27 protein-coding genes and 1 pseudogene are annotated in these 25,704 nt (G+C 66.2%); 20 read left to right on the top strand and 8 right to left on the bottom strand.

Going from position 1 to position 25,704, the window contains the following annotated elements; translation table 11 throughout:
* Window positions 1-15 precede the first annotated feature (15 nt).
* From QX070_RS18570 to QX070_RS18560, 3 genes are all read right to left on the bottom strand, one after another.
* Window positions 16-381 carry a hypothetical protein gene (locus tag QX070_RS18570; RefSeq protein WP_315738441.1) on the bottom strand — a complete coding sequence of 122 codons (366 nt, stop codon included), beginning with the start codon at window positions 379-381 and terminating at the stop codon, window positions 16-18.
* A 304-nt stretch (window positions 382-685) separates the two neighbouring features.
* On the bottom strand, window positions 686-994 hold the full coding sequence (locus QX070_RS18565) for a hypothetical protein (RefSeq protein ID WP_315738440.1): 309 nt from the start codon (window positions 992-994) through the stop codon (window positions 686-688).
* Between the two features lie 191 nt (window positions 995-1,185).
* Window positions 1,186-1,665 (bottom strand): VOC family protein, encoded by a 480-nt coding sequence (locus tag QX070_RS18560; protein ID WP_315738439.1) that lies wholly within the window; start codon window positions 1,663-1,665, stop codon window positions 1,186-1,188.
* Window positions 1,666-1,937: 272 nt separating this feature from the next.
* Here QX070_RS18560 and QX070_RS18555 point away from each other — a divergent pair, with 272 nt between their 5' ends.
* The 14 genes from QX070_RS18555 (at window position 1,938) to QX070_RS18490 (ending at window position 12,918) form a co-directional block, all read left to right on the top strand.
* The gene (locus tag QX070_RS18555; protein WP_315738438.1) at window positions 1,938-2,153 is read left to right on the top strand and encodes a hypothetical protein; all 216 of its coding nucleotides are present in this window, start codon (window positions 1,938-1,940) and stop codon (window positions 2,151-2,153) included.
* Between the two features lie 169 nt (window positions 2,154-2,322).
* Entirely contained in the window at window positions 2,323-2,667 is a 345-nt protein-coding gene (locus tag QX070_RS18550; protein WP_315738437.1) for a hypothetical protein, read from the top strand.
* A gap of 20 nt (window positions 2,668-2,687) precedes the next feature.
* Entirely contained in the window at window positions 2,688-3,260 is a 573-nt protein-coding gene (locus QX070_RS18545; RefSeq protein WP_315738436.1) for a TlpA disulfide reductase family protein, read from the top strand.
* A 128-nt stretch (window positions 3,261-3,388) separates the two neighbouring features.
* Window positions 3,389-3,736: a DUF2282 domain-containing protein gene (locus QX070_RS18540; protein WP_315738435.1), complete on the top strand. Its 348-nt coding sequence runs from the start codon at window positions 3,389-3,391 to the stop codon at window positions 3,734-3,736.
* Window positions 3,737-3,789: 53 nt separating this feature from the next.
* Window positions 3,790-4,659, top strand: a complete 870-nt coding sequence (locus tag QX070_RS18535; RefSeq protein WP_315738434.1) for a DUF692 domain-containing protein — start codon at window positions 3,790-3,792, stop codon at window positions 4,657-4,659.
* Window positions 4,659-5,444, top strand: a complete 786-nt coding sequence (locus QX070_RS18530) for a DNA-binding domain-containing protein (RefSeq protein WP_315738433.1) — start codon at window positions 4,659-4,661, stop codon at window positions 5,442-5,444. The genes QX070_RS18535 and QX070_RS18530 overlap by 1 nt, the downstream gene beginning before the upstream one ends.
* Window positions 5,441-5,947, top strand: a complete 507-nt coding sequence (locus QX070_RS18525) for a DoxX family protein (RefSeq protein WP_315738432.1) — start codon at window positions 5,441-5,443, stop codon at window positions 5,945-5,947. Before QX070_RS18530 ends, QX070_RS18525 begins: the two co-directional genes overlap by 4 nt.
* Entirely contained in the window at window positions 5,937-6,569 is a 633-nt protein-coding gene (locus QX070_RS18520; RefSeq protein WP_315738431.1) for a sigma-70 family RNA polymerase sigma factor, read from the top strand. Before QX070_RS18525 ends, QX070_RS18520 begins: the two co-directional genes overlap by 11 nt.
* The gene (locus tag QX070_RS18515; RefSeq protein WP_315738430.1) at window positions 6,566-7,234 is read left to right on the top strand and encodes a DUF1109 domain-containing protein; all 669 of its coding nucleotides are present in this window, start codon (window positions 6,566-6,568) and stop codon (window positions 7,232-7,234) included. The genes QX070_RS18520 and QX070_RS18515 overlap by 4 nt, the downstream gene beginning before the upstream one ends.
* 153 nt (window positions 7,235-7,387) lie before the next feature.
* On the top strand, window positions 7,388-8,056 hold the full coding sequence (locus QX070_RS18510) for a hypothetical protein (RefSeq protein WP_315738429.1): 669 nt from the start codon (window positions 7,388-7,390) through the stop codon (window positions 8,054-8,056).
* A gap of 1,085 nt (window positions 8,057-9,141) precedes the next feature.
* On the top strand, window positions 9,142-9,750 hold the full coding sequence (locus tag QX070_RS18505) for a nuclear transport factor 2 family protein (RefSeq protein ID WP_315738428.1): 609 nt from the start codon (window positions 9,142-9,144) through the stop codon (window positions 9,748-9,750).
* Between the two features lie 372 nt (window positions 9,751-10,122).
* Complete coding sequence (locus tag QX070_RS18500; RefSeq protein ID WP_315738427.1) at window positions 10,123-11,166, top strand: aromatic ring-hydroxylating dioxygenase subunit alpha; 1,044 nt, start codon at window positions 10,123-10,125, stop codon at window positions 11,164-11,166.
* A 5-nt stretch (window positions 11,167-11,171) separates the two neighbouring features.
* Window positions 11,172-11,927, top strand: a complete 756-nt coding sequence (locus tag QX070_RS18495) for a GntR family transcriptional regulator (RefSeq protein ID WP_315738426.1) — start codon at window positions 11,172-11,174, stop codon at window positions 11,925-11,927.
* 10 nt (window positions 11,928-11,937) lie between these two features.
* The gene (locus QX070_RS18490; protein ID WP_315738425.1) at window positions 11,938-12,918 is read left to right on the top strand and encodes a PDR/VanB family oxidoreductase; all 981 of its coding nucleotides are present in this window, start codon (window positions 11,938-11,940) and stop codon (window positions 12,916-12,918) included.
* A 12-nt stretch (window positions 12,919-12,930) separates the two neighbouring features.
* Here QX070_RS18490 and QX070_RS18485 read toward each other — a convergent pair whose 3' ends face one another.
* Window positions 12,931-13,578, bottom strand: coding sequence for a hypothetical protein (locus tag QX070_RS18485; RefSeq protein WP_315738424.1), 648 nt, complete (start codon window positions 13,576-13,578; stop codon window positions 12,931-12,933).
* 138 nt (window positions 13,579-13,716) lie between these two features.
* Window positions 13,717-14,751 (bottom strand): uroporphyrinogen decarboxylase family protein, encoded by a 1,035-nt coding sequence (locus QX070_RS18480; protein WP_315738724.1) that lies wholly within the window; start codon window positions 14,749-14,751, stop codon window positions 13,717-13,719.
* Between the two features lie 170 nt (window positions 14,752-14,921).
* Here QX070_RS18480 and QX070_RS18475 point away from each other — a divergent pair, with 170 nt between their 5' ends.
* The 3 genes from QX070_RS18475 (at window position 14,922) to hemC (ending at window position 18,816) form a co-directional block, all read left to right on the top strand.
* The gene (locus tag QX070_RS18475) at window positions 14,922-16,100 is read left to right on the top strand and encodes an acetate/propionate family kinase (protein ID WP_315738423.1); all 1,179 of its coding nucleotides are present in this window, start codon (window positions 14,922-14,924) and stop codon (window positions 16,098-16,100) included.
* A gap of 97 nt (window positions 16,101-16,197) precedes the next feature.
* On the top strand, window positions 16,198-17,823 hold the full coding sequence (locus QX070_RS18470) for a choline dehydrogenase (protein WP_315738422.1): 1,626 nt from the start codon (window positions 16,198-16,200) through the stop codon (window positions 17,821-17,823).
* A 15-nt stretch (window positions 17,824-17,838) separates the two neighbouring features.
* Window positions 17,839-18,816 (top strand): hydroxymethylbilane synthase, encoded by a 978-nt coding sequence (hemC, locus tag QX070_RS18465; protein WP_315738421.1) that lies wholly within the window; start codon window positions 17,839-17,841, stop codon window positions 18,814-18,816.
* A 4-nt stretch (window positions 18,817-18,820) separates the two neighbouring features.
* Here hemC and hemE read toward each other — a convergent pair whose 3' ends face one another.
* On the bottom strand, window positions 18,821-19,867 hold the full coding sequence (hemE, locus tag QX070_RS18460) for a uroporphyrinogen decarboxylase (RefSeq protein WP_409998924.1): 1,047 nt from the start codon (window positions 19,865-19,867) through the stop codon (window positions 18,821-18,823).
* 182 nt (window positions 19,868-20,049) lie between these two features.
* Between hemE and QX070_RS18455 the strand changes: the two genes are divergently transcribed.
* Together QX070_RS18455 and QX070_RS18450 are read left to right on the top strand one after the other, a co-directional pair.
* Window positions 20,050-20,289: a hypothetical protein gene (locus tag QX070_RS18455; protein WP_315738420.1), complete on the top strand. Its 240-nt coding sequence runs from the start codon at window positions 20,050-20,052 to the stop codon at window positions 20,287-20,289.
* A gap of 170 nt (window positions 20,290-20,459) precedes the next feature.
* A pseudogene (locus QX070_RS18450) lies at window positions 20,460-22,369 on the top strand (diguanylate cyclase).
* A 13-nt stretch (window positions 22,370-22,382) separates the two neighbouring features.
* Here QX070_RS18450 and QX070_RS18445 read toward each other — a convergent pair.
* Window positions 22,383-22,610 carry a SlyX family protein gene (locus QX070_RS18445; protein ID WP_315738419.1) on the bottom strand — a complete coding sequence of 76 codons (228 nt, stop codon included), beginning with the start codon at window positions 22,608-22,610 and terminating at the stop codon, window positions 22,383-22,385.
* Window positions 22,597-23,376: a rhodanese-related sulfurtransferase gene (locus QX070_RS18440; RefSeq protein ID WP_315738418.1), complete on the bottom strand. Its 780-nt coding sequence runs from the start codon at window positions 23,374-23,376 to the stop codon at window positions 22,597-22,599. The genes QX070_RS18445 and QX070_RS18440 overlap by 14 nt, the downstream gene beginning before the upstream one ends.
* Before the next feature lie 132 nt (window positions 23,377-23,508).
* On the opposite strand from QX070_RS18440, the gene ggt reads away from it, so the two are divergent.
* A complete protein-coding gene (ggt, locus tag QX070_RS18435; RefSeq protein WP_315738417.1) occupies window positions 23,509-25,095 on the top strand; it encodes a gamma-glutamyltransferase in 1,587 nt (528 codons plus the stop codon).
* Window positions 25,096-25,704 lie beyond the last annotated feature (609 nt).

Here is a 25,704-nt window from a genome sequence, read left to right as displayed (position 1 = left end):
CAGGCCGCCCCAGCGTCACTTCGTTCGCGAGCGGACACTTCCGTTGAAATGCCCGAGTATCTCGGCGGCGTTTGCGAGGATGGTCGCCTTCCTGATCGCGGCAGCGCGCTCGCCGCCCTGCTGCATCAGGCCCGCCGTCTCCAACGCATTCTCCGCCCTGGTGGCGAGTGTCGCGTGCAGCGATGACCGCTCTCGCTTGGCCGGCTCGGAGGGCTTGTCGGGATGAACTGGCGCAAGCGCCCCGCTGCGAACGGCGGCCACCGGATCAGAATCGCGGCGACGATCAGCAGCCCAAAGAATGGCGGCGCCAGGAGCGGTCGCACCAACCACGCGCGCACTGGACGTGGTGGTGTTCGAAGAGGTGTTCGAGGTTTTCGACATGCTGTCCGCCTTCTGGTCGCGGCGGGAGCGCATGGCTCTCAGTCACCGATGGCAGCCGGGGGACGCGCGGTGATCATCAACATATGGTGTGTGCGCGCGCAATAGCGAGGTCCAGCCCGAAACTATTTGTCGTGAGGATCTGGTCGCCGCCATCGCCTGAAGCGAGAGCGAGTCTGGCCTGACGGCTCATCCGACGTTCGTAGCATCGTTGCATCGACATGCGAACGTCGGACGCCTGGCTCATTTGTGGATCATTTGCAGTTCTGATCACGATGCCTTGGCATGAGTCGGAACGTCGGACGTGTTATCGGCCGATTCCGACGCTCACGCCGGGCGCGCGGATGCCGATGCCGTCACGATCTTCATAGCCACGCCCTTCATAGTCACGCCGCTCGTGCCGGCCATAGCCGTAGGCGCCGCGGTCTTCGCGGATGATGACACGGCGTTCGCGGCTTTGGCGCCAGCAGCGGCCGTTCTCGTTGCAGACCAGGCGAACCTGCTGGATGCTGCTCTCCGGGAGGACCGATATACTGGCCGTGAGCGGGGCAGCGGAGGCGGCTGCAGCCATCAATGTGCTCGCGGCTACTGCGAGAGTGATCGTAAGAATCTTCATGGTGATGAGATGTCTCCGGGTGGGGGGATTGCGTCATGGAACCAATCTGCTGGCCATCCCATGGTTCCCCCGGCGGCGTCATTTGTTTCGTCCCGAGGCTCTGGCGTCGAACGGCTGCCTGCGCGCCATCGTGGCGGCAGCCTGCGCCCGTGACGCCGGAGCGCGGCGATGCTGCGCTCCGGCTGGCAAGGTCATCCCCGCCGCGCCGCCTCGATGGCGGCGACGTCGATCTTCTTCATCGTCATCATCGCGGCGAACACGCGCTTGGCCTCGGCGCCGCCGGCTGCCATCGCGTCGGTGAGCGCGCGCGGCGTGATCTGCCAGGAGATGCCCCATTTGTCCTTGCACCAGCCGCACTGGCTTTCCTGGCCGCCATGGCCGACGATGGCGTTCCAGTAGCGGTCGGTCTCGGCCTGATCGTCGGTGGCGATCTGGAACGAGAACGATTCGTTGTGGGTGAACACGGGGCCGCCATTGAGGCCGAGGCAGGGGATGCCACACACCGTGAATTGCACCGTCAGCACGTCGCCGGCCTTGCCGGATGGATAGTCGCCCGGCGCGCGGTGCACCGAGGCCACGTGGCTGTCGGGAAACACCTCGGCATAGAACCGCGCGGCCGCCTCGGCGTCCTTGTCGAACCACAGGCAGATCGTGTTTTTGTTCGTCGGCATCGCAGGGGTCCTCTCCGGTCCGGGTGCAGGCCACGCTTCAACCTTGGATAGGCGGCCATTTGGGAGTGCTCAAGCCAGCTCGTATCGATACGGCTGACCCAAGGACGGTCCGCATGCGCACATGCCGACACGACGGCCGGCGTTTCCAGCAGATTTTTTTCAGGTGGTCTGCAGCGGGTCGGTTCCGCCAACGGTTGTGGTCTTGGCGCAGTCATATCGTATGGACGTGTCGTGAGGCTTGCCGCCGCGGGTCCTGCGGCAGGGGGAATTGCATGAAAGCCATCACGCCGTCCGTGATATCGGACGCGCTCCTCCTGCTGGCATTCGTTTTCGCAGCCGGGAGCGCCGCCGAGGCGGTCGGGTTCACCTGCGTCGCGAAGATGTCGCAGCAGCTCACGTCGGCCAAGCTGGAGAGTCTGATCACGCGAACCTGCCTTCGTCTCGGTCCGCTCGTGATCGGCGACGCTGCGATCGGGCAGGGCGTGTGATCTCGATCCGGATTCGTCAGCCGTGAGGCCAGTCGAGGCTCGGGCCGCCGTAGCCGGATTTGCGCCGCGGATATCCGCTCCGTCGTGACAAGCTGCCAGGTAACCTTTCCAGGTCCGCGATCGAACCGTCGGAACAACATGGTCCGGAGCGATCAGCGGAGGTATCCGATTGCAGATCACACGCCCGCGCATCGTGCGCATCACGCACCGGCCGAGCGGCGAGGTGATTGCCGAAGGGCCGGTCGGACTCTGGGGCATCACGCCGTTCGAAGGAAATCTCTACATCCGGCGGCGCTACCTGAAGACGGGCCATCTTCGGCTGAACTGGATCCCCGGGCTGTGCATCTACAAGTTCTTGTACGTTTGGCTGGACCTTCGGCTTCCGGATGGCCGTCGTGAGCTGTCGATCGGCTGGCTGTACTGGCTACCCAATCCGCTGTTCTTCTTCATCGCATTCCGTCCCGCCGTGCCGCAGTCGTCGCCCGTTCTCGTCGTCGAGGAGGTGACGGAATGAGCGTGGCGAGCCGGCGCGATGTGACCGGCGGCCTGCTGTCGGTCCTCATGGCGGGCGCGGGATCCGCCCTGGCTGCGCCGCCTCACGATGACGTGCCGGCCTTCGCGGACGGGCGCCATCAGCTCATCTTGCTGCGGCCGCAACAGAGCCTGCCGCCGGTGAGGCTGTTTCGCCTCGAGGGCGGGACGCTCGATCTGGCCGCGCTGCGCGGCACGCCGATCCTGCTGAACTTCTTCGCCTCATGGTGCGCGGCCTGCCGCACCGAACTGCCGGTGCTGGATCAACTCGCGCGCAGCGTCGCCCATGATCGCCTGCAGGTCGTCGCGGTGTCCGAAGACCGGAGCGATCGCGACCGTGTCGGTCGTTTCGTCGGGTCGCTTGGGCTGAAGACGCTGCCGATCTGCCTCGATCCGAACGGATATGTGGCCCAGCAGGGCGACGGCAGCGGCAGGACCGCGCCGTTCATCCTCCATGGAATGCCGATCACCTACCTGATCTCCGCTTCGGGCCTTGTCATCGGATACCTCCAGGGCGCCGCCGATTGGTCGTCGTCGGCGGCCGCCGATCTATTCGTCTATCTCAGGCGCAATTGAGGGACGTCATCTCGAACGCGGCGACGTAACCTTCCGCCGCATCCGAACGAACCGATGTGCAGGCGTGCCGATGGCCGCCAGACGCCTGCAATGTCCGCAGGCTGAACCCTGAGAATGGAGGAACACGCATGTCCAATCGCACGCTGTCCGCAATGATTGTCGGCGCATTCGCGGTCGCCGCCGGCACGCTTGCCGTGACGTCCGCCTCGGCGGAGATGATGGCCAAGGGCGACATGGAAAAGATGATGAAGGCCAAGCAGGCCGAGACCATGAAGGCCATGAAGGACGGCAAGATGGAGAAGTGCTTCGGCGTCGCGCTGAAGGGCCAGAACGATTGCTTCGCAGGCGCCGGCACGACCTGCGCGGGCACGAGCACGGCGGACTATCAGGGCAATGCCTTCAAGCTCGAACCCAAGGGCACCTGCACGACGATGCAGACCCCGAAGGGATCGGGAAGCCTCACGCCGAAGGCCTGATGCCGCGGGCGGGCTGCGCGCGGCCCGCCTCACTTCTTGATCGGAGACTGCACGTGTCACGCTCGCAATTCTCGACGGCTGCAGGGATCCCTGCACGGGGGGGCGTCGGCCTGAAGGCCGAGCACTACCGCTGCATCGTCGAAACATCGCCCGACATCGGCTTCTTCGAAGTGCATGCCGAGAACTACATGGGCGCGGGCGGACCGCCGCACCGCTACCTCATGGCTATTCGCGAGCGCTATCCGCTGTCGCTTCACGGCGTCGGATTGTCGATCGGCGCCGATCGCCCGCTCGACCAAGCCCATCTCGGCCGCCTCCGCCAATTGATCGCGCGCTACGAGCCCGGATTGTTCTCGGAACACCTCGCGTGGTCGTCGCACGAGTCCGGGTTCTTCAACGATCTGCTTCCGGTCCCTTACACGACGGAAACCCTGAACCGCATCTGCGCCAATATCGACGAGGTGCAGAGCGCGCTCGGCCGCCGCATGCTGCTCGAAAATCCGTCCACCTATGTCGCGTTCGCGGAGAGCAACTGGTCCGAGCCCGCCTTCATTGCCGAGATCGCGCGCCGCACCGGCTGCGGACTCCTGCTCGACGTCAACAACGTGCACGTCGCCGCAACTAATCAACAGTGGGATCCGTATTCCTATCTCGACGCATTTCCGCTTGGGCATGTGCTGCAGATCCATCTCGCCGGTCACGCGCGCGAGGCCGACGAGCACGGACAGCCGCTCCTTATCGATACCCATGACCGTCCGGTCGACGACGTGGTCTGGGCGCTGTATGCGCGCGCCATCCGGTCGATCGGCCCCGTGCCGACGCTGATCGAGTGGGACGCCGAGGTGCCACCCTGGCCGGTGCTCGCGGAAGACGCCAGCCGCGCCGAGGCGATCATGCGCATGCAAGTGACGGAGGTGGCGTGATGCCGCCGCCTGCTGAACGTCTTGGCAGCTTTGCGCGGGCGCTGCTCGACCCCGAGCAGCTGGTGCCCGCCGGCCTGGTCGGGCCGGACGGCACGCCGAGCCGGCGACGGTTCGGCGTCTACCGCAACAACGTCGTGGTCGGCTTGACGGCCACGCTGAAGGACGCCTATCCCGCAGTGCATCGCATCGTCGGAGCGGAGTTCTTCCAGGCCATGGCGCGCCGCTATGTCGTCTCCGAGCTTCCGCGCTCTCCCATCCTGCTCGATTACGGCGCCGGCTTCGCCGCGTTCATCCACGGCTTCGCGCCGGCATCGGCGCTGCCCTATCTGGCGGATGTCGCGCGGATCGAGCGCGCCTGGACGGAGGCCTATCACGCCGCCGAGGCCGGGTCGGTCACACCGGCGGCCTTCGCAGCCGTTGCGCCGGCCGATCTGCCCGGGCTTCGCCTGCGGTTTCATCCGTCGTTGCGGCTCGTCGGCTCATCGTTTCCTGCGCTCACGATTTGGCAGATGAATGCGGCGGGAGGAATTCCTGGCCCAGTAGATCTCGACGCCCGAGAGGCCGCGCTGATCGTCCGTCCGGACGCTGATGTCGTGGTCCGCTCGATCCCCGCGGGCAGCCTCGCTTTCGTCGAGGCCCTCCTGGCTGGCCGATCGGTTCTGACGGCGCTCGAGAATGCGCTGCGCGCCGACGTCCGGTTCGAGCTGGCCGGAACTCTCCACGACCTGATCCACAGCGGAGCCGTGATCGGCTTCGACCTCGCGCCGATGGCGGGGACGGCATGAGAACGGCCGCAACCATTCCAGCCCTCGCCGTCGTCGTGCGTGACGTCGCGGATCGGCTCGCTCGCCTGGCGGGGACCGTGGCGCCGCCGGTGCTGCGGATCGCGCTGGCGGTCCCGTTCTTCAGATCCGGCCTGACCAAGTGGGATGGGTTGCTGTCGCTGTCGCCGGCCGCTTCCTATCTGTTCGAGGATGAGTTCAAGCTGCATGTGTTCGGGCAGGCCTACGATTTTCCCTGGCCTACGGCCTTCGCGTTCTTCGATGGCGTGGCCGAGATCGTGCTGCCCGTGCTTCTCGTGGCCGGGCTCGCGACCCGGCTGAGCGCGCTCGGGCTTCTAGTGATGACCGCAATCATTCAGCTCGTGGTCCCCGACGGCTGGGCCAATTTTCATCTGCCATGGGCTGCGATGGCCGTTGCGATCATCGCCCTGGGGCCGGGGCCTGTCAGTCTCGATCATCTCGCGGCGTCGTTCGGTCGAAAGGCGGAGGGCGCCGATGAGCGGTGATCCGGGCGGTCCCGCACCGCGGCTGAGGCTCGTCGCGGCCGGCCATCAGGCGCGTGCCGAGGTCAGGCCGGGGCGGCGGGCGCTCGATTGGGCGATCCTGATGGCGCATGCCCAGGAGGGTGACCGCGTCGCCTATCAGCGACTGCTGCAGGAGATCACGCCGTATCTGCGCTCGCTCGCGGCCCGGCGCTGCAACGACCGCAGCGACATCGAGGACGCGGTGCAGGACGTGCTGTTGACCATTCATTCGATCCGCCACACCTATGATCCGACGCGCCCGTTCGCGCCGTGGCTGGTGACCATCGCCAACCGCCGGCTGATCGATCGGGTGCGGCGGCAGGTCCGCCAGCGTGGGCGAGAGATCGCGCTGGCGCCGGAGCACGAGATTGCAGCCGAGCCCGAGACCAGTGCGGAGGCGGCCCCTGACCGCCGCGAACTGGAGCGGGCGATCGGCAACCTTCCGCCGGCCCAGCAACAGGCCGTGCGGCTGCTCAAGCTCAAGGAGCTGTCGCTCAGGGAGGCGTCGGCGGCGACCGGAATGTCCACGACCTCCTTGAAAGTCAACATGCACCGCGCTCTGAAGAGCCTTCAGAAACTGCTCATTCCGCGGAACGAGCCATGATCAAGACCGATGACCTGATCGACTCTCTTGCGACCGACATGCGGCCGGTGAGACGGCTGCGGCCGCCGCTGCTGCGCGCCTGCGGCTGGCTGCTGGGAGCAGCCGCCATCGTGGCGTTGCTCGCCGTCAACCAGGGGATCCGTCCGGATCTGGCGCAGCGCCTGCACGATGCGCCCTTCGTCACCAGCCTGCTGGGATCGATCCTGACCGGCGTGCTGGCGGTGATCGCGGCGTTCCTGATCAGTCTTCCCGACCGCTCGCGACTCTGGATGCTCCTGCCGCTGCCGGCGCTTGCGCTCTGGCTGTCCAACATCGGCTATCAGTGTCTGACGGACTGGGTCTCGATCGGTCCCGACGGCATGAGTCCGGGCGAAGCGGCGCGCTGCTTCACGACGCTCGCGGTGACGAGTCTGCCGCTGTCGCTGGCCTTGCTGGTGATGCTGCGCTATGCCGCGCGGCTTCGTCCCACCATGGTCGCTCTGATGGGAAGCCTCGCCGTCTCTGCGATCACGTCGACGGCGCTCGCGCTGTTCCATACCATCGACGCCTCGGTGATGATCCTGATGTGGAACGTCGGAACGGCGGTCCTGCTCATGGGGGTGGCCGCCCTGTTTGGCCGCCGCATGTTCCTCTCGATCGCGCCACGCGTCTTTGCCCAGGACTGAGCTCGCAGTGCTGCGCGCCACGAACATGGGCGGCAGCGGGCGTAACCTTTGTCGCGTTCGAAGCGAACAGCCAGCAGGGCTTCGGCGCGGGCAGGCCCGCCAGGACGCGCATCGCGCGCGTCGACATGCACGCGGCGCCAGGAGAATAGGACGATGCAACGATCGAAGAATCTGATCTCGTGGGCCGGCCCGGTGCTGCTGCTCGCGTCATTCGCTGCCTCCGGCCCCAGCATGGCGGCCGATGCAAGCCATCTGACCTTCGTCACGCATGCTGCATTCTTCTCGGCCGAGACAAAGCAGCCGAAGTCGGTCGATCCCCATGCCTTCGTCGCGGACGCGGCAGCGCCGGTCGCCGTCGGGCCGCAGAACATCTCGCATGTCGCCGGCTTCCGGCCAGCGTTCATCGATCAGGATGCGATGACCGTTGCAATCTCCAATGCCAAGGGAGAGGCGATCGGCTTCACGCTCGGCGACTGGCTGGCGGCGAGCGGCAGCGTGACGCTCACGCCGGCGGCTGGCGGCAAGGTCGAGATTGCCATGAGCTTCGATCATCTGAAGCCGGGCGGCCATTACAGCCTGTTCGAAAACCATTTCGACCAGAAGCCTGTCGGCTTCACGCCGCTCGACGGCACTGCCACGACCAACGACTTCGTGGCCAGCGCAGATGGCAAGGCCAAGCTGACGATCATGGCGCCGCAGCCTCTGACCCACGACAACGCCGTACTGCTCGTCTATCACAGCGACGGTGCGGCTCATGGCGCGCAGCGCGGCGACATCGGCGTCAATGCCCATCATCAGCTGATCGCACGGATTCCGGAATAGGCGGTCAGAGAGCTGGCGCACGATGGCAAGGCCGGCGAGGTGACCCGACGATTCGTAGGCCATCATGCACGGCTGTGGGGGAGGGGGATCGCAGATGGACAAGAGCGCAGTGCTGGCGGCGCCTGCGGCCGTCCTCTGAGACCGCCGCTTGCCGCGGCCCTCGGACCATGAGAGCTCAGCAACGGCTGCAGACATCAACGACGCAAATGCGATCGCTTTGGTCGTTCAGGGGAAAGGCCTTAGGAGCGACCGAACGGCCGAACGATGAGCTTCTCGCGCTGTTTCGGGGGCAGGCGGCCTGCCGATTGGAAAGATTTTGGTTGCTGTTTTTCAGAAACTGTGCTTATGTCGGCGCATCCCGCCTCGAGCAGAGGGACGTACGCGTCGTCACGAACGTGGAGGTGGGCTGCGATGGACGTGATGGCTGTGCCGACGAGCGCAGTGGTTACGTACGGCGAAGTCGTGTGGTCCTGGCCTCTCGACGCTGAGGTCAAGTCCGTGAGCGTTGCTTGACGGCACGCGCGGGCGATGGGGGCAAGAAAGCCGATCCCCAGGGAGAGCACGAAGGACACCGTTAACACCGTCGCGCGGGGAAGGCCGGGTCTGTCCGGCTGTACCTGTGGTACCTGCCGCCTGCATTCTTTTGAGCAGGCGGGCCACGGGCCTCAGCCGAGGTCCGGCCTTCCTCGCGCCCTCTCTTTGTTCAGAGGGACACGAATGCTGCATCACCCGGGCACGACGTGCCGCGGGATGAAAGATGCTTATCACTTCGCCTCCGTGATGAGGCCGAAGGTGTCGACATTTACTCAACTGTCGTCCCGGACAAGCGCGCAACGCGCGCGCCGATCCGGGATCATAACCCCAAGGAGATGTGCGAGGCACGATGGTCGACCATTCTCGCCCAGCCGCATCCGCCGCGGCGTATGGATCCCGGGTCGGCGTCCGGCAACGCTCCGCGTTGTCGGACTTGCCCGGGACGACACTGAATGCTTGGCGCGTCTTGGACTTCATCACCAGCAATGTGAGTTTTGCAGCGCTGCTCCGATCCATGTATCCAGCAGCCGCACAACACAGAGGAAATGCACATGACCAAGACCGCCGCCGAAATCGAGGACGACCGTCAGATCCGCGAGCTGTTGCAGAATTGGGCGATCTGGCGCGATGCCGGCGATTGGGAGCGTTTCCGCACGGTGTGGCATCCGGATGGGCGGATGATGGCGACGTGGACGCAGGGCACCGGCGACGAGTTCATCGAGATCAGCAAGGCGGCCTGGGCCAAGGGTGTGAACATCCTGCACTTTCTCGGCGGCATCTCGGTCGATCTCGCCGGCCAGCGCGCGATCGCGCAGACCAAGATGACGATCTCACAGCGCGCCGAAGTCGAAGGCGTCGTTTGCGACGTGCTCTGCACCGGCCGCTTCTACGACTTTCTCGAGAAGCGCGCGGGCAAATGGGGCATCGTGCTGCGCCAGCCGATCTATGAGAAGGATCGCATGGACCCGGTGACACCCGGCGCGGTGCCGGCGCTGGATCGTGCGCTGCTCGAGCAGTTTCCCGTGGGGTATCGGCATCTCGCCTATCTGCAGACGCGCATCGGCTACACGGTGAAGCGCGACATGCCCGGGCTGAAGGGGCCGGAAGTCGAAGCGCTCTATGCACGCGGCGCCGCGTGGCTTCGGGGCGAGCACTCGTGATCGTCGAACCCTGCCTCGCTAGCGCCGCGCTGCCTGCGGAATCTGCTCTCGCCGTGGGGCGGCTGATCCCTCGTGCCTGTGGTCCCGTTGCCAGGCAAAGATGCCAAGGGATCGAGCGCTCGCTGGGCGGCGAAGGCCGAAGCCGAACGGGTGACATCTGGTCGAGGACCGGCGAGGAATCAACGCAAGTCACTGAATCAGAAAGGATTGTCTGTCAGCTTCGTTCCTTCTGGCGGAACCGCCGCGCGGCTGAGAAGGTGTTTTGTATACAGAAATGGCAGATGTGGACATGGAACAGGCGGAACTTGCGCCTTGTCTCCCATTTATTGTATACAGCGGTCAGTTGGACGTATACCGACACGAGGACACGCCATGGCCGCTTCTTTTCCGATGAATGCCTGGTACGCCGCTGCCTGGGACGCCGAGGTCAAGCAGGCCCTGCTGCCGCGGACGATCTGCGGCAAGCACGTCGTGATGTACCGTAAGGCCGACGGCACCATCGCCGCGCTCGAAGATGCCTGCTGGCACCGGCTGGTGCCGCTGTCCAAGGGGCGGCTGGAAGGCGACACTGTCGTTTGCGGCTATCACGGCTTGAAGTTCAGCCCGCAGGGCCGCTGCACGTTCATGCCCTCGCAGGAGACCATCAACCCCTCGGCCTGCGTGCGGGCCTATCCGGCGGTCGAGCGGCATCGGTTCATCTGGCTGTGGATGGGCGATCCGGCGCTGGCCGATCCCGCGACCATTCCCGACATGCACTGGAATCACGATCCGGCCTGGGCCGGCGATGGCAAGACCATCCACGTCAAATGCGACTACCGGCTGGTGGTCGACAATCTGATGGATCTCACGCACGAGACCTTCGTGCACGGCTCGTCGATCGGCAACGACGCGGTGGCGGAAGCGCCGTTCGACGTCACCCATGGCGAGCGCACCGCGACCGTGACGCGCTGGATGCGCGGCATCGAGCCGCCGCCGTTCTGGGCCAAGCAGCTCGGCAAGCCCGGTCTCGTCGACCGCTGGCAGATCATCCGTTTCGAGGCGCCATGCACGGTGACGATCGACGTCGGCGTCGCCCCGACCGGGACGGGCGCGCCGGAGGGCGACCGCTCGCAGGGCGTCAACGGCATGGTGCTCAACACCATCACGCCGGAGACCGACAAGACCTGCCATTATTTCTGGGCGTTCGCCCGCAACTACCAGCTTTCCGAGCAGCGGCTGACGACGGAGATTCGCGAGGGCGTGTCAGGCATCTTCCGCGAGGACGAGCTGATCCTGGAAGCGCAGCAGCGTGCGATGGACGAGAATCCAGGACGCGTTTTCTACAACCTCAACATCGATGCAGGCGCAATGTGGGCACGACGGATCATCGATCGGATGATCGCGCGCGAAACGCCGCTGCGCGAAGCCGCGGAGTAAATGGAATGGCTGAGCGTGACAGCGAGCGCTCGATCTCGCAGACCGTCCGTGCGCAGCTCACTTTGCGCGACCTGATTCTCACCGGCGGCTTGCGCCCTGGCGAGCGCATCTCCGAGCTGCAGGCGGTCGAGGCCGCCGGCGTCTCGCGCACGCCGGTGCGGATGGCGCTGGTGCGGCTGGAGGAGGAGGGGCTGCTCGAGGCCATTCCGTCCGGCGGCTTCATGGTGAAGTCGTTCTCCGAGCGTGACGTGCTCGACTCCATCGAGGTGCGCGGCACGATGGAAGGACTGGCGGCGCGGCTCGCCGCCGAGCGCGGCGTGTCCGTGCGCGACACCGAGCCGATGCGCGAATGCCTCGCCCAGATCGACGAGCTCATCGCGCCCGCCGAGCTCTCGTTCGATGGGTTCTCGGCCTATGTGGCGCTGAATGCGCGCTTTCATGCCTTGCTGGCCGAATTGTCGCGCAGTCCGCCCGTGATCCGCCAGGTCGACCGCGCCAGCGCGCTGCCGTTCGCCTCGCCAAGCGGCTTCGTGATGGCGCAATCGGCGCTCCCCGAGGCGCGTCACATCCTGGTGGTCGCACAGGAGCATCACCGCATCGTCATCGACGCGATCGAGAACCGCGAGGGCGCGCGCGCCGAGGGGATCATGCGCGAGCATGCCCGGCTTGCCGCCCGCAACCTGCGGCTGGCCGTGAAGGCGCGTGGTCCGATGGACCTCGTGCCGGCGGCGGTGCTGATCAAGACGCAGACCAACGGCTGAGGAGGCGATCATGCGATTCCAGGACAATTGGTCGCCTGCGACCCTGGTCTCGACACGCGACGTCGCGCCGGGCATCCGCGAATTCATTCTGCGGCCCGACGGCTATGTCTGCGCGCCCTATGCGGTTGGCAGCCACATCAAGGTCGGCGTTCTCGCCGCCGGCCAGCCCGATGTCCGCTCCTATTCGCTGGTCGGCGAGGCGGATCCGCGTGGCTACCGGATCGCCGTGCGCTTCGCCGAGGATTCCCGCGGCGGGTCGCGCTATCTGTGGTCGCTGCAGCCCGGTGCGCGGCTGGATGTGGCGAGCCCGACCTCGCTGCTGCAGATCGACTGGCAGCGGCCGCATTATTGTCTGGTCGCCGGCGGCATCGGCATCACGCCGCTGGTTGGGGCCGCGCACGCGCTGCTCCGCAAGACGCCGAACGTCTCGTTGCATTACGCGGTGCGATCGCAGGGCGAGGCGGCCTATGTCGATGAGCTCTCGGCGCTGCTCGGCGACCGGCTCGCGGTGTATGCCGCAGACCAGTCGCAGCGGCTGGACTTGCCCGGTCTGTTTTCGAGTCTGCCGTCCGGAGCAGCCGTGCTGTTCTGCGGACCGATGCGGATGCTGGATGCCGCGCGCAGCGCGTGGGCGGCGTGCGGCCGCGCGCCGGCCGATCTCAGCTATGAGACGTTCGGATCGAGCGGCCGGCTGTCGACCGAGCCGTTCAAGGTCCGGCTGCGTGGCAGCGGCGAGGAAATCGTGGTGCCGCGCGATCGCTCGATGCTCGACGTGCTGAATGTCGCCGGCCATGAGGTCATGGCGGATTGCCGGCGCGGCGAGTGCGGCGTCTGCGCGGTCGACGTGGTCGAGGTCGAGGGCGAGATCGATCATCGCGACGTGTTCTTCAGCGCCGAGCAGAAGCACGACAACCGCAAGCTCTGCGCCTGCGTGTCGCGCGCCCATGGCGTGGTCACGATCGATACGATGGAACGAGCCGACGCGCTGTGAGCGCGATGCCGGCTACTTGTCGGCGAGGCTGACCGGCATCGCTTCCTGCGGCTTGGCGGCCGGTCTCCGGCCGCTCTGCTCCGCGGCAAGAGCGGCCCGTGCCGCCTTGAGGCGCGCGTCGGCGTCCTTGTCGGCGAGCAGCGCGTCGGTGAGGTTGGCCTCCGCGATGTAGGCGGCCTCGGCCGCGGCCTTGGCCGCCGCGATGTTGGTAGCGGTGGGATTGGCCTTCGCCAGCGTCTCCGCCGCGTCGCGGTCGGAAATGGCCTTCTCGTTGGCCGCCAGCGCCGCATCGAGATTGGCGTCGGCGACCGTCTCGGCAGCATGGGCAGCCGCCAGCGTCGCCGCAGCGGGACTGAGCGGCGGCCGGGGGCGCAGTGGTTTCGCCGTGGCCTGCGGCTTGACGGTCTGAGCCTGTGGCGGGAGCGCGGGCGGAGAGGATGGTGGGAGTGCCGTTGGCTGCTGGATGGGAGGGGGCTGGAGCGATGGCATGGTCGGTACGAGCCCGATCGGCACCATCCGCGCAAACGAGCTGCGCGCGTCGCGCATCAGGCCGCCCATGATGTCGTCGAGCGGATCGGCCATCGCGGTCCCGCTCAACGCTGCGCCGGCAAGCATGCCGATCGCACCGGCGACATGTCTCGACGTGATGCAGACGGCCATCGGAGCCTCCCTTGCGACGAGATCGGGCCAGCCGACCCCTCGCGCTCGCGGGCTGCCTTATTCCGGAAATGGGTTTGCAGGGTGGCGCCATCGTGGAGCGTCGCGCCCGACATGCGCCGCATCTGCCACATTGGGCTTTCAGGCGAGCTCTTCGCGCACCCGCGCCGCCGCCCCACACATCGCCTTCAATTTCCCGAAGGCGGTCGCACGCGGCAGATATTTCATGCCACAGTCCGGCGCCACGACCAGCCGCTCCGGCGCCACCACTTTGAGGCCGTTGCGGATGCGCTCGGCGACGACCGCGACCGGCTCGACCTCGGCATCGCCGAGATCGATGACGCCGAGCACGATGGTCTTGGTCGAGAGATCTTTGAGAACGCCGAGGTCGAGACGCGGCTGCGCCGCCTCGATCGCGATCTGCGCGGCGTGGCAATCGGCAAGCTCGGCCAGGAACGCATATCCGCTCGGCTTGCTGGAGCCCGGCACGATGGCGGCATAACCGAAGCAAACGTGAACGATGGTGGGCACCGTAATATGATCGAGCGCCCGGTTGATCGCCTTGACGGCATAGCGCCGCGCCGCCTGCGGATTGTTGCGGACCCAGGGCTCGTCGAGCTGGATGACGTCGGCGCCGGCGCGTTGCAGGTCGCGGGCCTCGGCATTGACGACGTCGGCGAAGGCCATCGCGAGCGCCTCGTCGTCACCGTAGAAGTCGTCCTGGGCTTGCTGGCTCAATGTGAACGGCCCGGGCAGGGTGATCTTGGCGGCATGCTTGGTGTTACGGCGGAGGAACTCCATGTCACGCAGCTCGACCGGCTGTGTCCGCCGGATCGGGCCGACGACGCGCGGCACCGGCGTCTTGATCCCGGACGGCGAGATGATGATGGCGGGATTGTCGGCATCGACGCCGTCGAGCGCAGTCGCGAACCGGTTGGAGTAGCTTTCGCGCCGGATCTCGCCATCCGACACGATGTCGATCCCGGCCTGTTCCATGTCGTGGATCGCGACAATGGTCGCATCGTCCTGGGCGTCGTCGAGCAGCGGCCGGGGGATGCGCCACATGCCCTGCATGCGAATGCGGGGAACGGACTTCGACAGCATTGCGCGATCGACCAGCCAATCCGGCTGCGGGTAGCTTCCGACCACGGTGGTCGGCAGGAGATGTCGAGGCATATTCACGCAATGCTCTCCCGCGGGTCCGACTCAACCTTTGATATGATAGCAGGCAGTAAGCTCAGGGCAGAATGCAACCTAGCGTTTTATTCGTCTTCGGATCGTCACGGAAATAGTTCGTATTTTCTGCGGTTTATCAGTTCATCATTCTCCACGAGGCGGCATCATCGATGCAACACATCCTGACCCTCAACTCCGGCTCATCCTCGATCAAGTTCGCCTTGTTCGAGGAAGATGCCGCGCTTGTCGAGGCCGTGCATGGCCAGATCGAAGGGCTTGGCAGTGCGGCGCCGCATCTCGAAGCAAAGCTGAGGGACGGTGCGCTGGCTGACGAACGGCTCGATGCAGCGAGCGCCACCGATCACGAGGCGGCTCTCGGTGTCGTGCTCGAGGTACTGCAACGCGCCATCGGCCGCACCGAAGTCGACGCCGTCGGTCATCGCGTCGTCCATGGCGGGCTCGCTTTCACGCAGCCGATCGTCGTCAATGACGATGTTCTGAATGATCTGCAAAAGCTCATTCCGCTGGCACCATTGCACCAGCCTCACAATCTCTCCGGCGTCCGCGCCGCGCATCGCGCCTTTCCCGATGCCGTGCAGGTCGCATGTTTCGACACCGCGTTCCATCGCTCGCACCCCTGGGTCAATGATACCTATGCCTTGCCGCGCGAGCTCTATGATCAAGGTGTCCGCCGCTACGGCTTTCACGGCCTGTCCTACGAATACGTCGTTTCGCGGCTGAAGGAGATCGCTCCGCTCGACGAGAAGGGCCGGGTGGTCGTGATGCATCTCGGCAACGGCGCCTCGATGTGTGCGATCCGGGATGGGCAGAGCATCGGTTCGTCGATGGGATTCACGGCGCTCGACGGTCTGCCGATGGGCACGCGCTGCGGTCAGCTGGACCCGGGCGTCGTTCTCTATCTGCTTCAGGAGAAGCGGATGACGGCCGAGGCGGTCACCGATCTCCTCTACAATCATTCGGGCCTCAAGGGATTGTCGGGACTGTCGCAGGACATGCGCGAATTGGAGGCAGCCGGCACGCCGGAAGCCCGGCAGGCGATCGACTACTTTGTCGACCGCATCAGGCGCGAGCTCGGCGCCATGGCCGCGATCCTCTCGGGCATCGACGCGGTGGTGTTCTGCGGCGGCATCGGCGAGCACGCATGGCGCATTCGCCAGCGCGTCTGCGAAGGCTTCGAATGGCTCGGGATCGCGTTGGACGACGGCCGCAATCGTGCGAGCCATTCCTTGATCTCTTCGGACCGGTCGCGGGTGCGCGTGCGCGTGGTCAATACCAATGAGGAAATGATGATCGCGCGGCACGCCGCGCGCCTGCTTAGGCAGCAATGACTGAGATGGCCGACCAGACCTGCTGATTTGCCGCTTGCATGTCCTTGCGTTTTGGTATCATCGAGGATGAAAGAACAACAAGGCCGGTGGGGAAGCGATGGAAGGCAGCGCGGCGTTGCGTGAGGCGGACATGGAGTTCGACTACGTCGTGGTCGGTGCCGGCTCGGCCGGCTGCGTTCTCGCCAACAGGCTCAGCAGCGACGGCAAGCACACGGTGCTGCTGCTCGAGGCCGGTCCGAAGGACAGCAACATCTGGATCCACGTTCCGCTCGGCTACGGCAAGCTATTCAAGGAAAAATCCGTCAACTGGATGTACCAGACCGAGCCGGAGCCCGGGCTCGACGGCCGCTCTGTGTTCCAGCCGCGCGGCAAGGTGCTCGGTGGCTCCAGCTCGATCAACGGCCTGCTCTATGTGCGCGGCCAGCACGAAGATTACGACCGCTGGCGCCAGCGCGGCAATGTCGGCTGGGGCTATGACGACGTGCTGCCCTATTTCAAGCGGGCGGAAAATCAGTCCCGCGGCGGCGACGACTATCATGGCGTCGACGGCCCGCTGCCGGTGTCCGACTGGCGACACGAGGACCCGTTGTCCGAAGCGTTCGTGAAGGCGGCGGTCGAAGCCGGTTTGCCCTTCAATGGCGACTTCAACGGCCAGAGCCAGGAGGGCGCGGGCTTCTTCCAGACCACCACACGCCATGGCCGGCGCGCCAGCAGCGCAGTCTCCTACCTGCGGCCGGCGCTCGGCCGCAGCAACCTCCACGTCGAGACCGACGCGCTGGCCCAGCGCATCCTGTTCGAGGGACGCCGGGCGTGCGGCGTGACGTTCAGCCAGCGCGGCCGGATGCGGACGGCCCGCGCTCGCAAAGAGATCCTAGTGTCGAGCGGTGCCTATAACTCGCCGCAACTGCTGCAGTTGTCCGGTGTCGGTCCGGGCGAGCTGCTGAAGCAGCACGGCCTCGACGTGGTCCTTGATGCGCCCGGTGTCGGGAGTGATCTGCAGGACCATCTGCAGGTCCGCATCGTGATGCGCTGCAGCCAGCGCATCACGCTCAACGACATCGTCAACAACCCCGTGCGCAAGGTGCTGGCCGGCGCACGCTATGCGGCCTTCCGCAACGGTCCGCTGACGATCGCGGCGGGTACGGCCGGCGCGTTCTTCAAGACCGATCCGCGGCTTGCGAGCCCGGACATCCAGATCCACTTCATCCCGTTCTCGACCGACAAGATGGGCGAGAAGCTGCACACCTTCTCCGGCTTCACCGCCTCGGTCTGCCAGCTCAGGCCCGAAAGCCGAGGTTCGCTGCGGATCAGGAGCGCGGATCCGACGGTGCCGCCGGAAATCCGCATCAATTATCTCGCCAGTGAAACCGACCGGCGGGCCAACATCGAGGGTCTCCGGATCCTGCGGAAAATCCTGGCGGCACCGGCGCTGAAGCCGTATGTCTCGGATGAAGCCTATCCCGGGTCCAAGATCGTGAGCGATGACGACATCCTGGCCTATTGCCGGCAGACCGGCAGCACGATCTACCATCCGACCTCGACCTGCCGGATGGGGACCGATGCTGCCGCCGTGGTCGATCAACGCCTGCGCGTGCGCGGCGTCGACGGCCTGCGCGTGGTCGATGCCTCGATCATGCCGGATCTGGTTTCGGGCAACACCAACGCGCCGGTCATCATGATCGCGGAGAAGGCCTCCGACATGATCTTGCAGGACGCGCGCTGACGCAGGAATGAGTTCGTGACACGTTTCCGGATCGGCACCCGCAAGAGCACGATGGCCTTGGCGCAGACGGAGGAGATCGCCCGCCGGCTGCAGGCTGCGATTCCGTCGCTCGACATCGAGATCGTCAAGTTCGAGACAACGGGCGATTCCGACCAGACCAGCAAGCTGCTCTCGCATGGCGGCAAGGGTGGGGCGTTCGTGGCCGAAATCCGCCGTGCCATGCTGGACGGCCGGCTGCATGCAGCGATGCACTCGCTGAAGGACATGCCGGGCAACGAGGAGACGCCCGGTCTGGTGGTTGCAGCGCTGCTGTCGCGCGATCCGCCGGGCGACGTGCTGGTGCTGCGGCGCGGGCTGTCGCTTGACGAATTTCGCAAGGATGGCGGCCGGGGCTTCAAGATCGGCACCAATGCCGTGCGCCGGGCCGCCTATGCGCGGCGGCTGTTTCCGCAGGCCGAGCTGATCCATTTCCGCGGCGCGGCCGACACCCGCATCCGCAAGCTCGACAATGGCGAGCTGCAGCGGCTGCCGGACGGCGGCGCCGTGGGGCCGGCCGACGCCCTGATCATGGCCCGCTCCGGGCTGGAGCGGGTCGGCTTGTCCGACCGCGCCTCCTACGAGTTTCCGGTCGCCGACATGCTGCCGGCGGTCGGGCAGGGCATCGTCGCCGTCGAGTGCCCCGCGTCGGATTGGGAAACCCGGCGCATCCTAGCGACCATCGACGATGCGGCGGCGCGGACCTGCGCCGACGCCGAGCGCGAGGTGCTTTGGGTGCTCAACGGCCATTGCAACTCGCCGATCGCAGGCTTTTCGACCATCGACGGTGGACAGTTGACGCTGACCGCCTCGGTGCTCGACGAGGACGGCGGCCGCTTCATCGAGGCGCAACGCTCCGCGCCGGCGGATCGTCCGCGCGAGCTCGGCCGTGCGGTCGGGCTCGAGCTGCTTGCCAACGGCGCGGCCGAGCTGATCGAGCGCAGCCGGCCGCGTTGATCGGTCATCCCCTGTAGGCGCGGACGCGCGCGAGCATCTGTTCGACATGGGCGATCGGCGTCTCCGGCAGGATGCCGTGGCCGAGGTTGAAGATGTGACGTCCCCCGGCATAGCTCGCCAGCACGTCGTCGACCGCCTGGTCGAGCGCCGCGCCACCGGTGATCAGCGCCAGCGGATCGAGATTGCCCTGAACGGCCACCTTGCTCTGCACCCGTTCGCGGATAAAGGCGGGCTCCGCCGTCCAGTCGATGCTGACCGCATCGATTCCGGTTTCGGTGACGTAGCCCGGCAACAGCGCGCCGGCGCCACGCGGAAAGCCGATGATCCTGGCGTCGGGCCGCGCCTTGCGGACGCCGTCGACGATGCGTCGCGTCGGCGCGACCGACCAGCGCGCGAACTCGCGCGGTGACAGCACCCCGGCCCAGGTGTCGAAGATCTGCAGCGCGTCGGCACCGGCCTCCAGCTGCTTCAAGAGATAGGCGATCGAGCTGTCGACCAGCGCATCGATGATTCTGCCGAACGCATCGGGATGCCGATAGGCGAGCAGCCGCGCCGGCGCCTGATCAGGTGTGCCTTGGCCCGCGACCATGTAGGTCGCAACCGTCCACGGGGCGCCGCAAAAGCCGATCAGGGCGGTGCTCGGTGCCAGTTCGGCCCGCACACGGCGCAGCGCCTCGAACACCGCTTCCAGCGTCGACAGGTCTGCCTTCGCCGACAGCGTCGCGATCTTCTCCGGCGTATCGAGCGGATCGAGCCGCGGGCCTTCGCCGACCTCGAAGCGGACGCTGCGGCCGAGCGCATGCGGGATCACCAGAATGTCCGAAAAGATGATCGCCGCATCGAAGCCGAAGCGCCGGATCGGCTGCAGCGTGACTTCGGCCGCGAGCTCAGGATTGAAGCAGAGATCGAGAAAGCCCCCGGCCTTGGCGCGGACCTCGCGATACTCCGGCAAATAGCGGCCGGCCTGCCGCATCATCCAGATCGGCGGTCCGCTCTGGCGCTGACCGGACAGCACGTCGATGAAAGGCTTGTTCACGGCAGTCTTACTCACGCTCGGGCTCCGCAACCTTCGGGAACAGTTTACCGTCCGTGATACATGCCCAAGCGGTTCCGGCCAAGGTCATATCCGCTCGGGCGTCGCGGGAGATGCGAGCGTCCCCGCAGTCGCAGGGCGTCACATCGAGGGGAACACGTCCTTCGCCCCTGCGTTGTCGTCCCACAGGGAGATTGGTCATGGCTGAGAAATTCAATCCTGCGCCGCACGACAAGCACGCCGTCGATCCCCGCGAAGCCGCGCGTCTCGACCGCAAGACTGCAACGCAGCTCGACAAGGGACTGATGGACACGTTTCCGGCATCGGATCCGGTGAGCCTGCAGCAGCCCTCGACGACCCGTGTGAAGGACGACGCCGACGTTGACCGAGACCATTCGCCATCGCTTTGGGACAAGGTGCGATCGGTGTTCGTTCGCTGAACTAACAGGCCGAACGCCCGCCTTGACCGCGGCGCCGCCGCTGTTTGTCCGTAGTCGTACGGGAGATGCCGTAATCTTACGGGGCGCTGCGGACGCCTTCGGACCCGCCGCATTTCAGGGTTAGATAAGATGTCCATGGGACTCTCCCGGCGTCCGGAGAGTCCCGCGGAATGGACGTTGGTGCGACCAGAGTTGATCGAAGCCGCCTGCCGATGTGGGCGGCTGGCGTGCTTGCGCTCGTGTCGGTCGCGATTCTCGCTTACAGCGTCTGGGGCGAATGGACGTCCCGACAGGCGGAGGTACGCAATGCCGAAACCGATCTCGGCAACCTCGCTCACTCGCTCACCCAGCACGTCGAGGATACCTTCGAGCTTGCGGATTCGCTGTTGCGCGGCGTCGTCGCCGCGCTCGAGACCGATGACGGCAAGCCCGGTGCGATCGCCCGACTGCAGACGATCCTGAAGACGAGGAAGGCCAATCTCGGCCGCATCCGGGGCATCTTCGCCTATGGCGAAAACGGCGACTGGCTTGCCACCACCGAGGACGTCACGCTCACCAACTACAACAATGCCGATCGTGACTACTTCGCACACCACAGGATTTCGGCCGATCGCTCGCTGCTGATCGGTCGTCCGGTGCAGAGCAGGGCCGGCGGTCAATGGGTCATCACCCTGTCGAGGCGCTGGAATCACGCGGATGGCCGGTTCGGCGGCGTCGTGCTGGCAACCGTCGACGTTGCCTATTTCGCTCAGTCCTACCGTCAGTTTGCCGTCGGTCGTGAGGGGACGATCAGCCTGATGAGCCGTGACGGAGCCGTCCTCGCCGACAATGCGGAACCGGACCCGCAGACGGTCGGGCGCCCCGTACTTGAAGCGATCCCCTATCATCCGGCGTCGGGGCCGTTGCAGTTCCGAAGGCTCGGCGAAACATCCGAACGCATCGGGTTCTATCAGCACGCGCAGCGCTATCCGTTCCTCATTCTGGTGACGCGCACGGAGGCGGAGGTCCTGGCCGAATGGAAGCGTGATGCGCTGATTCGGCTCACGGTGCTGGTCTGTCTGGTCGCGCTCGTCATTGCGATCGGCATCTTCCTCGCGAAGCAGTTGCTGCAGCGGCAGCAGCTTGCCGCGGCGCTGGCGGCAAAGGAGGAGAACTTCCGGCTGCTCGCCGAAGGCTCCAGCGACATCGTGACGCGGATCGAGCTGGACGAATGCATCGGCTACGTCTCGCCCTCGACCATGCGCGTGCTGGGCTGGCACCCGTCGCAGCTCCTGGCAAGCGCGCGCTCTCCGGCGTGCATCCGCTGGATCGCCCGCAGTTGCAGGAGATCCTCGATCAGCTCAGGAGGGGGGCCGTCGACGAAGCACGCGCAACCTATCGCATGCGCCGCCGCGACAAGTCGGAGATCTGGGTCGAGGCCACGATCCGCGCCACCCGTCAGCCGGACGGCGCGCTCGACGGCTTCGTCGCCGTCACCCGCGACGTGACGCAGCAGAAGACGCTGCAAGGACGGCTCGAGACGCTTGCGATCGAGGACGGACTCACCGGGCTCGCCAACCGCCGCCGGTTCGACGAGCGGCTGCTGGAGGAGTGGGGCAGGGCCTACCGCGACAAGACTTCGCTGGCGCTGCTGATGATCGACATCGACCACTTCAAGGCCTTCAACGACGCCTATGGCCACCCGGCCGGCGACGAATGCCTGCACACCGTGGCCGGCATTCTCGCCGACGAGGCGCAGCGCAGCTCGGATCTGGCGGCCCGCTACGGCGGCGAGGAGTTCGCCATCCTGCTGCCGAACACCGATGCCGAGGGCTGCGCCAGGCTCGGCGAGCGGATCAGGCGGGCACTGCACGAGGCCCGCATCGTCCACGATCACAACCCGGCGGGCATCGTCACCGCGAGCATCGGCGGCGCGGTGTGCCGGCCGGGCTTCGAGCGATCGGCCGGACCGGCCTCGCTGATCGAGGCGGCCGACCGCGCGCTCTATGCCGCGAAGGACGCCGGCCGCGACCGCCTGATCGTGGCCGGAGAGGTGATCGATCGGCCCGCCGGCAAGGCGCCGGCGACCGTCCCGGCCTGAGATCGCCGCACGATCAGTAGTGCGGCGGCTGCTCATTGCGCGGCCCCTCGGCATTGCTTTGCGCGTCCTCGAGCCGCTCGACCAGCAGGGCGATCTTGCGCTTCAGCGCATCGATCTCGCGCCACTGCGCGGTGATGGTCTGGTTCAGCGTCTCGATCGTGTCGTCCTGAAAGGTGAGGCGCATCTCCAGCGTGTCGATCCGCTCGCCGAGCTCCGCGTTGGATGGATCAGAGCTGCTCATCGCGTGCGCCCTCCGGAACTGCCTTGATCGTGGCCGCGCTGTGCTCCCGCAGCCCGTGACCGAGCGCCACCCGTTCGTCGAACACGAAGCAGCCGCCGCGCCAGCGGCTCTCGGCTTCCGGGATCTCCTCGAGATACTTCAGGATGCCGCCCTTGAGGTGGTAGACCTCGGAAAAGCCGCGCGCCAGCAGCAGCGCGCTCGCCTTCTCGCAGCGGATGCCGCCGGTGCAGAACATCGCGATCCGCTTGTGCCTCGCAGGATCGAGTGCGCGTTCCGCAAAATCCTTGAACTGCCCGAAGCTCTGCAGGCCTGGATCGACCGCGCCTTCGAACGTCCCCATCGCCACCTCGAACGCATTCCTTGTGTCGAGCACGACGGTATCCGGCGCGGCGATCAGCGCGTTCCAATCGGCGGGACTGACATAGGTCCCGACCTGCCGGGTCGGATCGGCGGCGGGATCGCCGAGCGTCACGATCTCCCGCTTCAGCCGCACCTTGAGGCGCCGGAACGGCATGGCCGTGGCGCGCGAGTATTTCAGCTCCAGATTGTCCAGCCGGCCGGCGAACAGCGTTCCGTCGCGAAACTCGCCTACCAGGGCGGCAATTGCCGGCTCGGTCCCGGCCACGGTGCCGTTGATGCCCTCCTCGGCCAGCAGGACGCTGCCCTTGATGCCGCGCTCGGCGCAAAAGGCGTGGAGCGGCGCGCGCAGGTCGCGAAAATCCGGCAGGGCGACGAACTGATAGAAGGCGGCGACGGCGAGGGGCATGCGGCCGTTTACCAGCAGAGCTGACCATAGAAAAGCTGGTATCCCCGGGCATTGCCGAGCCTGGAAGGAATGTGCGATGTAGCCGGTCAGCGCTGGTATTCCAGCCACCACACGATCACGCAGCGAGCAACGATGAGAAGCTTCCATTTCCCCGGCAGGTCGACGGTCCACGCCCAGAACGGAATGATCGCCACCTCGCACCCGCAGGCGGCGCTGGCCGGGATCGAGGTGCTGCGGGCCGGCGGCACCGCAGCCGACGCGGCGGTGGCGGCCTGCGCTCTGCTCGGGGTGATCGAGCCGCAATCGACCGGCATCGGCGGCGACTGCTTCGCCTTGGTCCAGCCCAGGGGCGAAGGCCGGATCATGGCCTATAACGGCTCGGGCCGGGCGCCCGCCGCCGCGACCGTGGACTGGTTTCTCGAGCGCAAGATCCATTCGGTCCCTCTGACCTCGGCTCATGCCGTCTCCGTGCCCGGCGCGATCGATGCCTGGGACCGCATCCTGCGCGACCATGGCCGGCTCGGGCTCGACCGGCTGCTGCAGCCCGCGATCCGCGCCGCGGAGGACGGCTATGTGGTGGCGCCGCGTGTCGCGTTCGACTGGAACAACCAGTTCGAGAAGCTCAAGAACGGCACCAACACCGCGCGCTACTTTCTGCCGCATGGCAAGGCGGCTGCCGTGGGTGACGTGATCCGCCAGCCGGAGCTGGCGCAGACCCTGCGCGTCATCGCCAAGGACGGGCCGAAGGGCTTCTACACCGGCGCGGTCGCCGAGGACATGGTGCAGACGCTGCGTGGCATCGGCGGCCTGCACACCTTGGAGGATTTCGCCAACCACCAGACCGAGGTGACCTCGCCGATCGGCACCACCTACAAGGACTACGACGTCTGGCAGTGCCCGCCCAACGGTCCGGGCATCACCATGCTGGTGATGCTCAACATCCTCTCGCGCTTCGACCTCACGCGCATCGATCCGCTCAGCGTCGAGCGCTTCCACCTCGAGGCCGAGGCCGCCCGTATCGCCTACATGATGCGCGAGCAGCACATCGGCGATCCCGCGCACATGACGACGGAGGTCGCCAGCATCCTCGCCAAGGAGTTCGCCGACGAGTACATCTCGCAGATCAGCCTCGACAAGCTGCTCGACCTGCCGAACGTCGCGCCGCCGATGAATCCGGAGACGGTCTACATCACGGTCGTCGACCGCGACCGCAACGTCTGCTCCTTCATCAATTCGATCGCGCATTCGTTCGGCTCGGCCATCGTCTCCAACGAGACCGGCGTGCTGCTGCAGAACCGCGCCGGCGGCTTCCGCATCCAGCCGGGCCATCCGAACTGCATCGGCCCGGGCAAGCGTCCGCTGCACACGATCATCCCGGCGCTCGCCACCAAGGCCGGCCGCGCCCAGATGTCGTACGGCGTCATGGGCGGCCAGTATCAGCCGGTCGGCCAGACCCACGTGCTGACCAACATCCTCGACTATGGCTGCGACGTGCAGGAAGCGATCGATATGGCGCGCGGTCTGCACTACGAGGGCGTCTATCAGCTCGAGGACGGCGTGCCGGCCGAGGTGGTCGAGGGCCTGCAGAAGATCGGCCACAAGACCGCCAAGGTGGTGTCGCCGCTCGGCGGCGGTCAGGCGATCTGGATCGACTGGGACAAGGGCACGCTCACCGGCGGCTCCGATCCGCGCAAGGACGGCTGTGCGCTGGGCTATTGAGGCCGTAGGCGTTCGTGCGTCTGTTGTGCTTGCGCGCCAACTCGTAGGGTGGGCAAAGGCGTGCCGCGCTGTATCGACCCCGCTTCGTTTTCTCGCGCGCCGTGCCCACCCTACGGCAGTTGCACACTCCACTGTCGTCCCGGCCTTGAGCCGGGACCCATACCTCCAGGGAGCGGTTTGAGGCAGGCTGGTCATTGGCCGTTTGCCCATTACGACGGCCGCGGCGTATGGGTCCCGGATCGGCGCCGCGACGCGCTGTCGCGCGTCCCGGCTTGTCCGGAACGACGGCGGTGGAGTTGGCGAATTCACGGCTCTAACGGCGATGAGCATGAAAGAGCGTTCTCGCGGCTGATGACGCCCGAGTTGTCCAATCAGTTCATCCCTCTTGAAATGCAGAGGGCGCAGGGAATGCCGGGTGAAGGCCTCACCCATGGCCCGCCTGCGAAAAAAATGCAGGCGGCAGGTACCACAGGCAAAGCCGATTCAACCGGCATTCCCTGCGCGACGGTCTTCACGCTTATACGCAGTCTCCCTGGTGCGCCGGGCTTGTTGGCCACCATTGCGACAATGCGCTTGCGCGCACTGCGCGTGATACCAGCATCGGGGTAT

This window comes from Bradyrhizobium sp. SZCCHNR1093, assembly GCF_032381175.1.
Taxonomy (GTDB): Bacteria; Pseudomonadota; Alphaproteobacteria; order Rhizobiales; family Xanthobacteraceae; genus Bradyrhizobium.
Note: the sequence above shows the minus strand (reverse complement) of the source record. Positions and strands in the feature narration are given on the sequence as shown.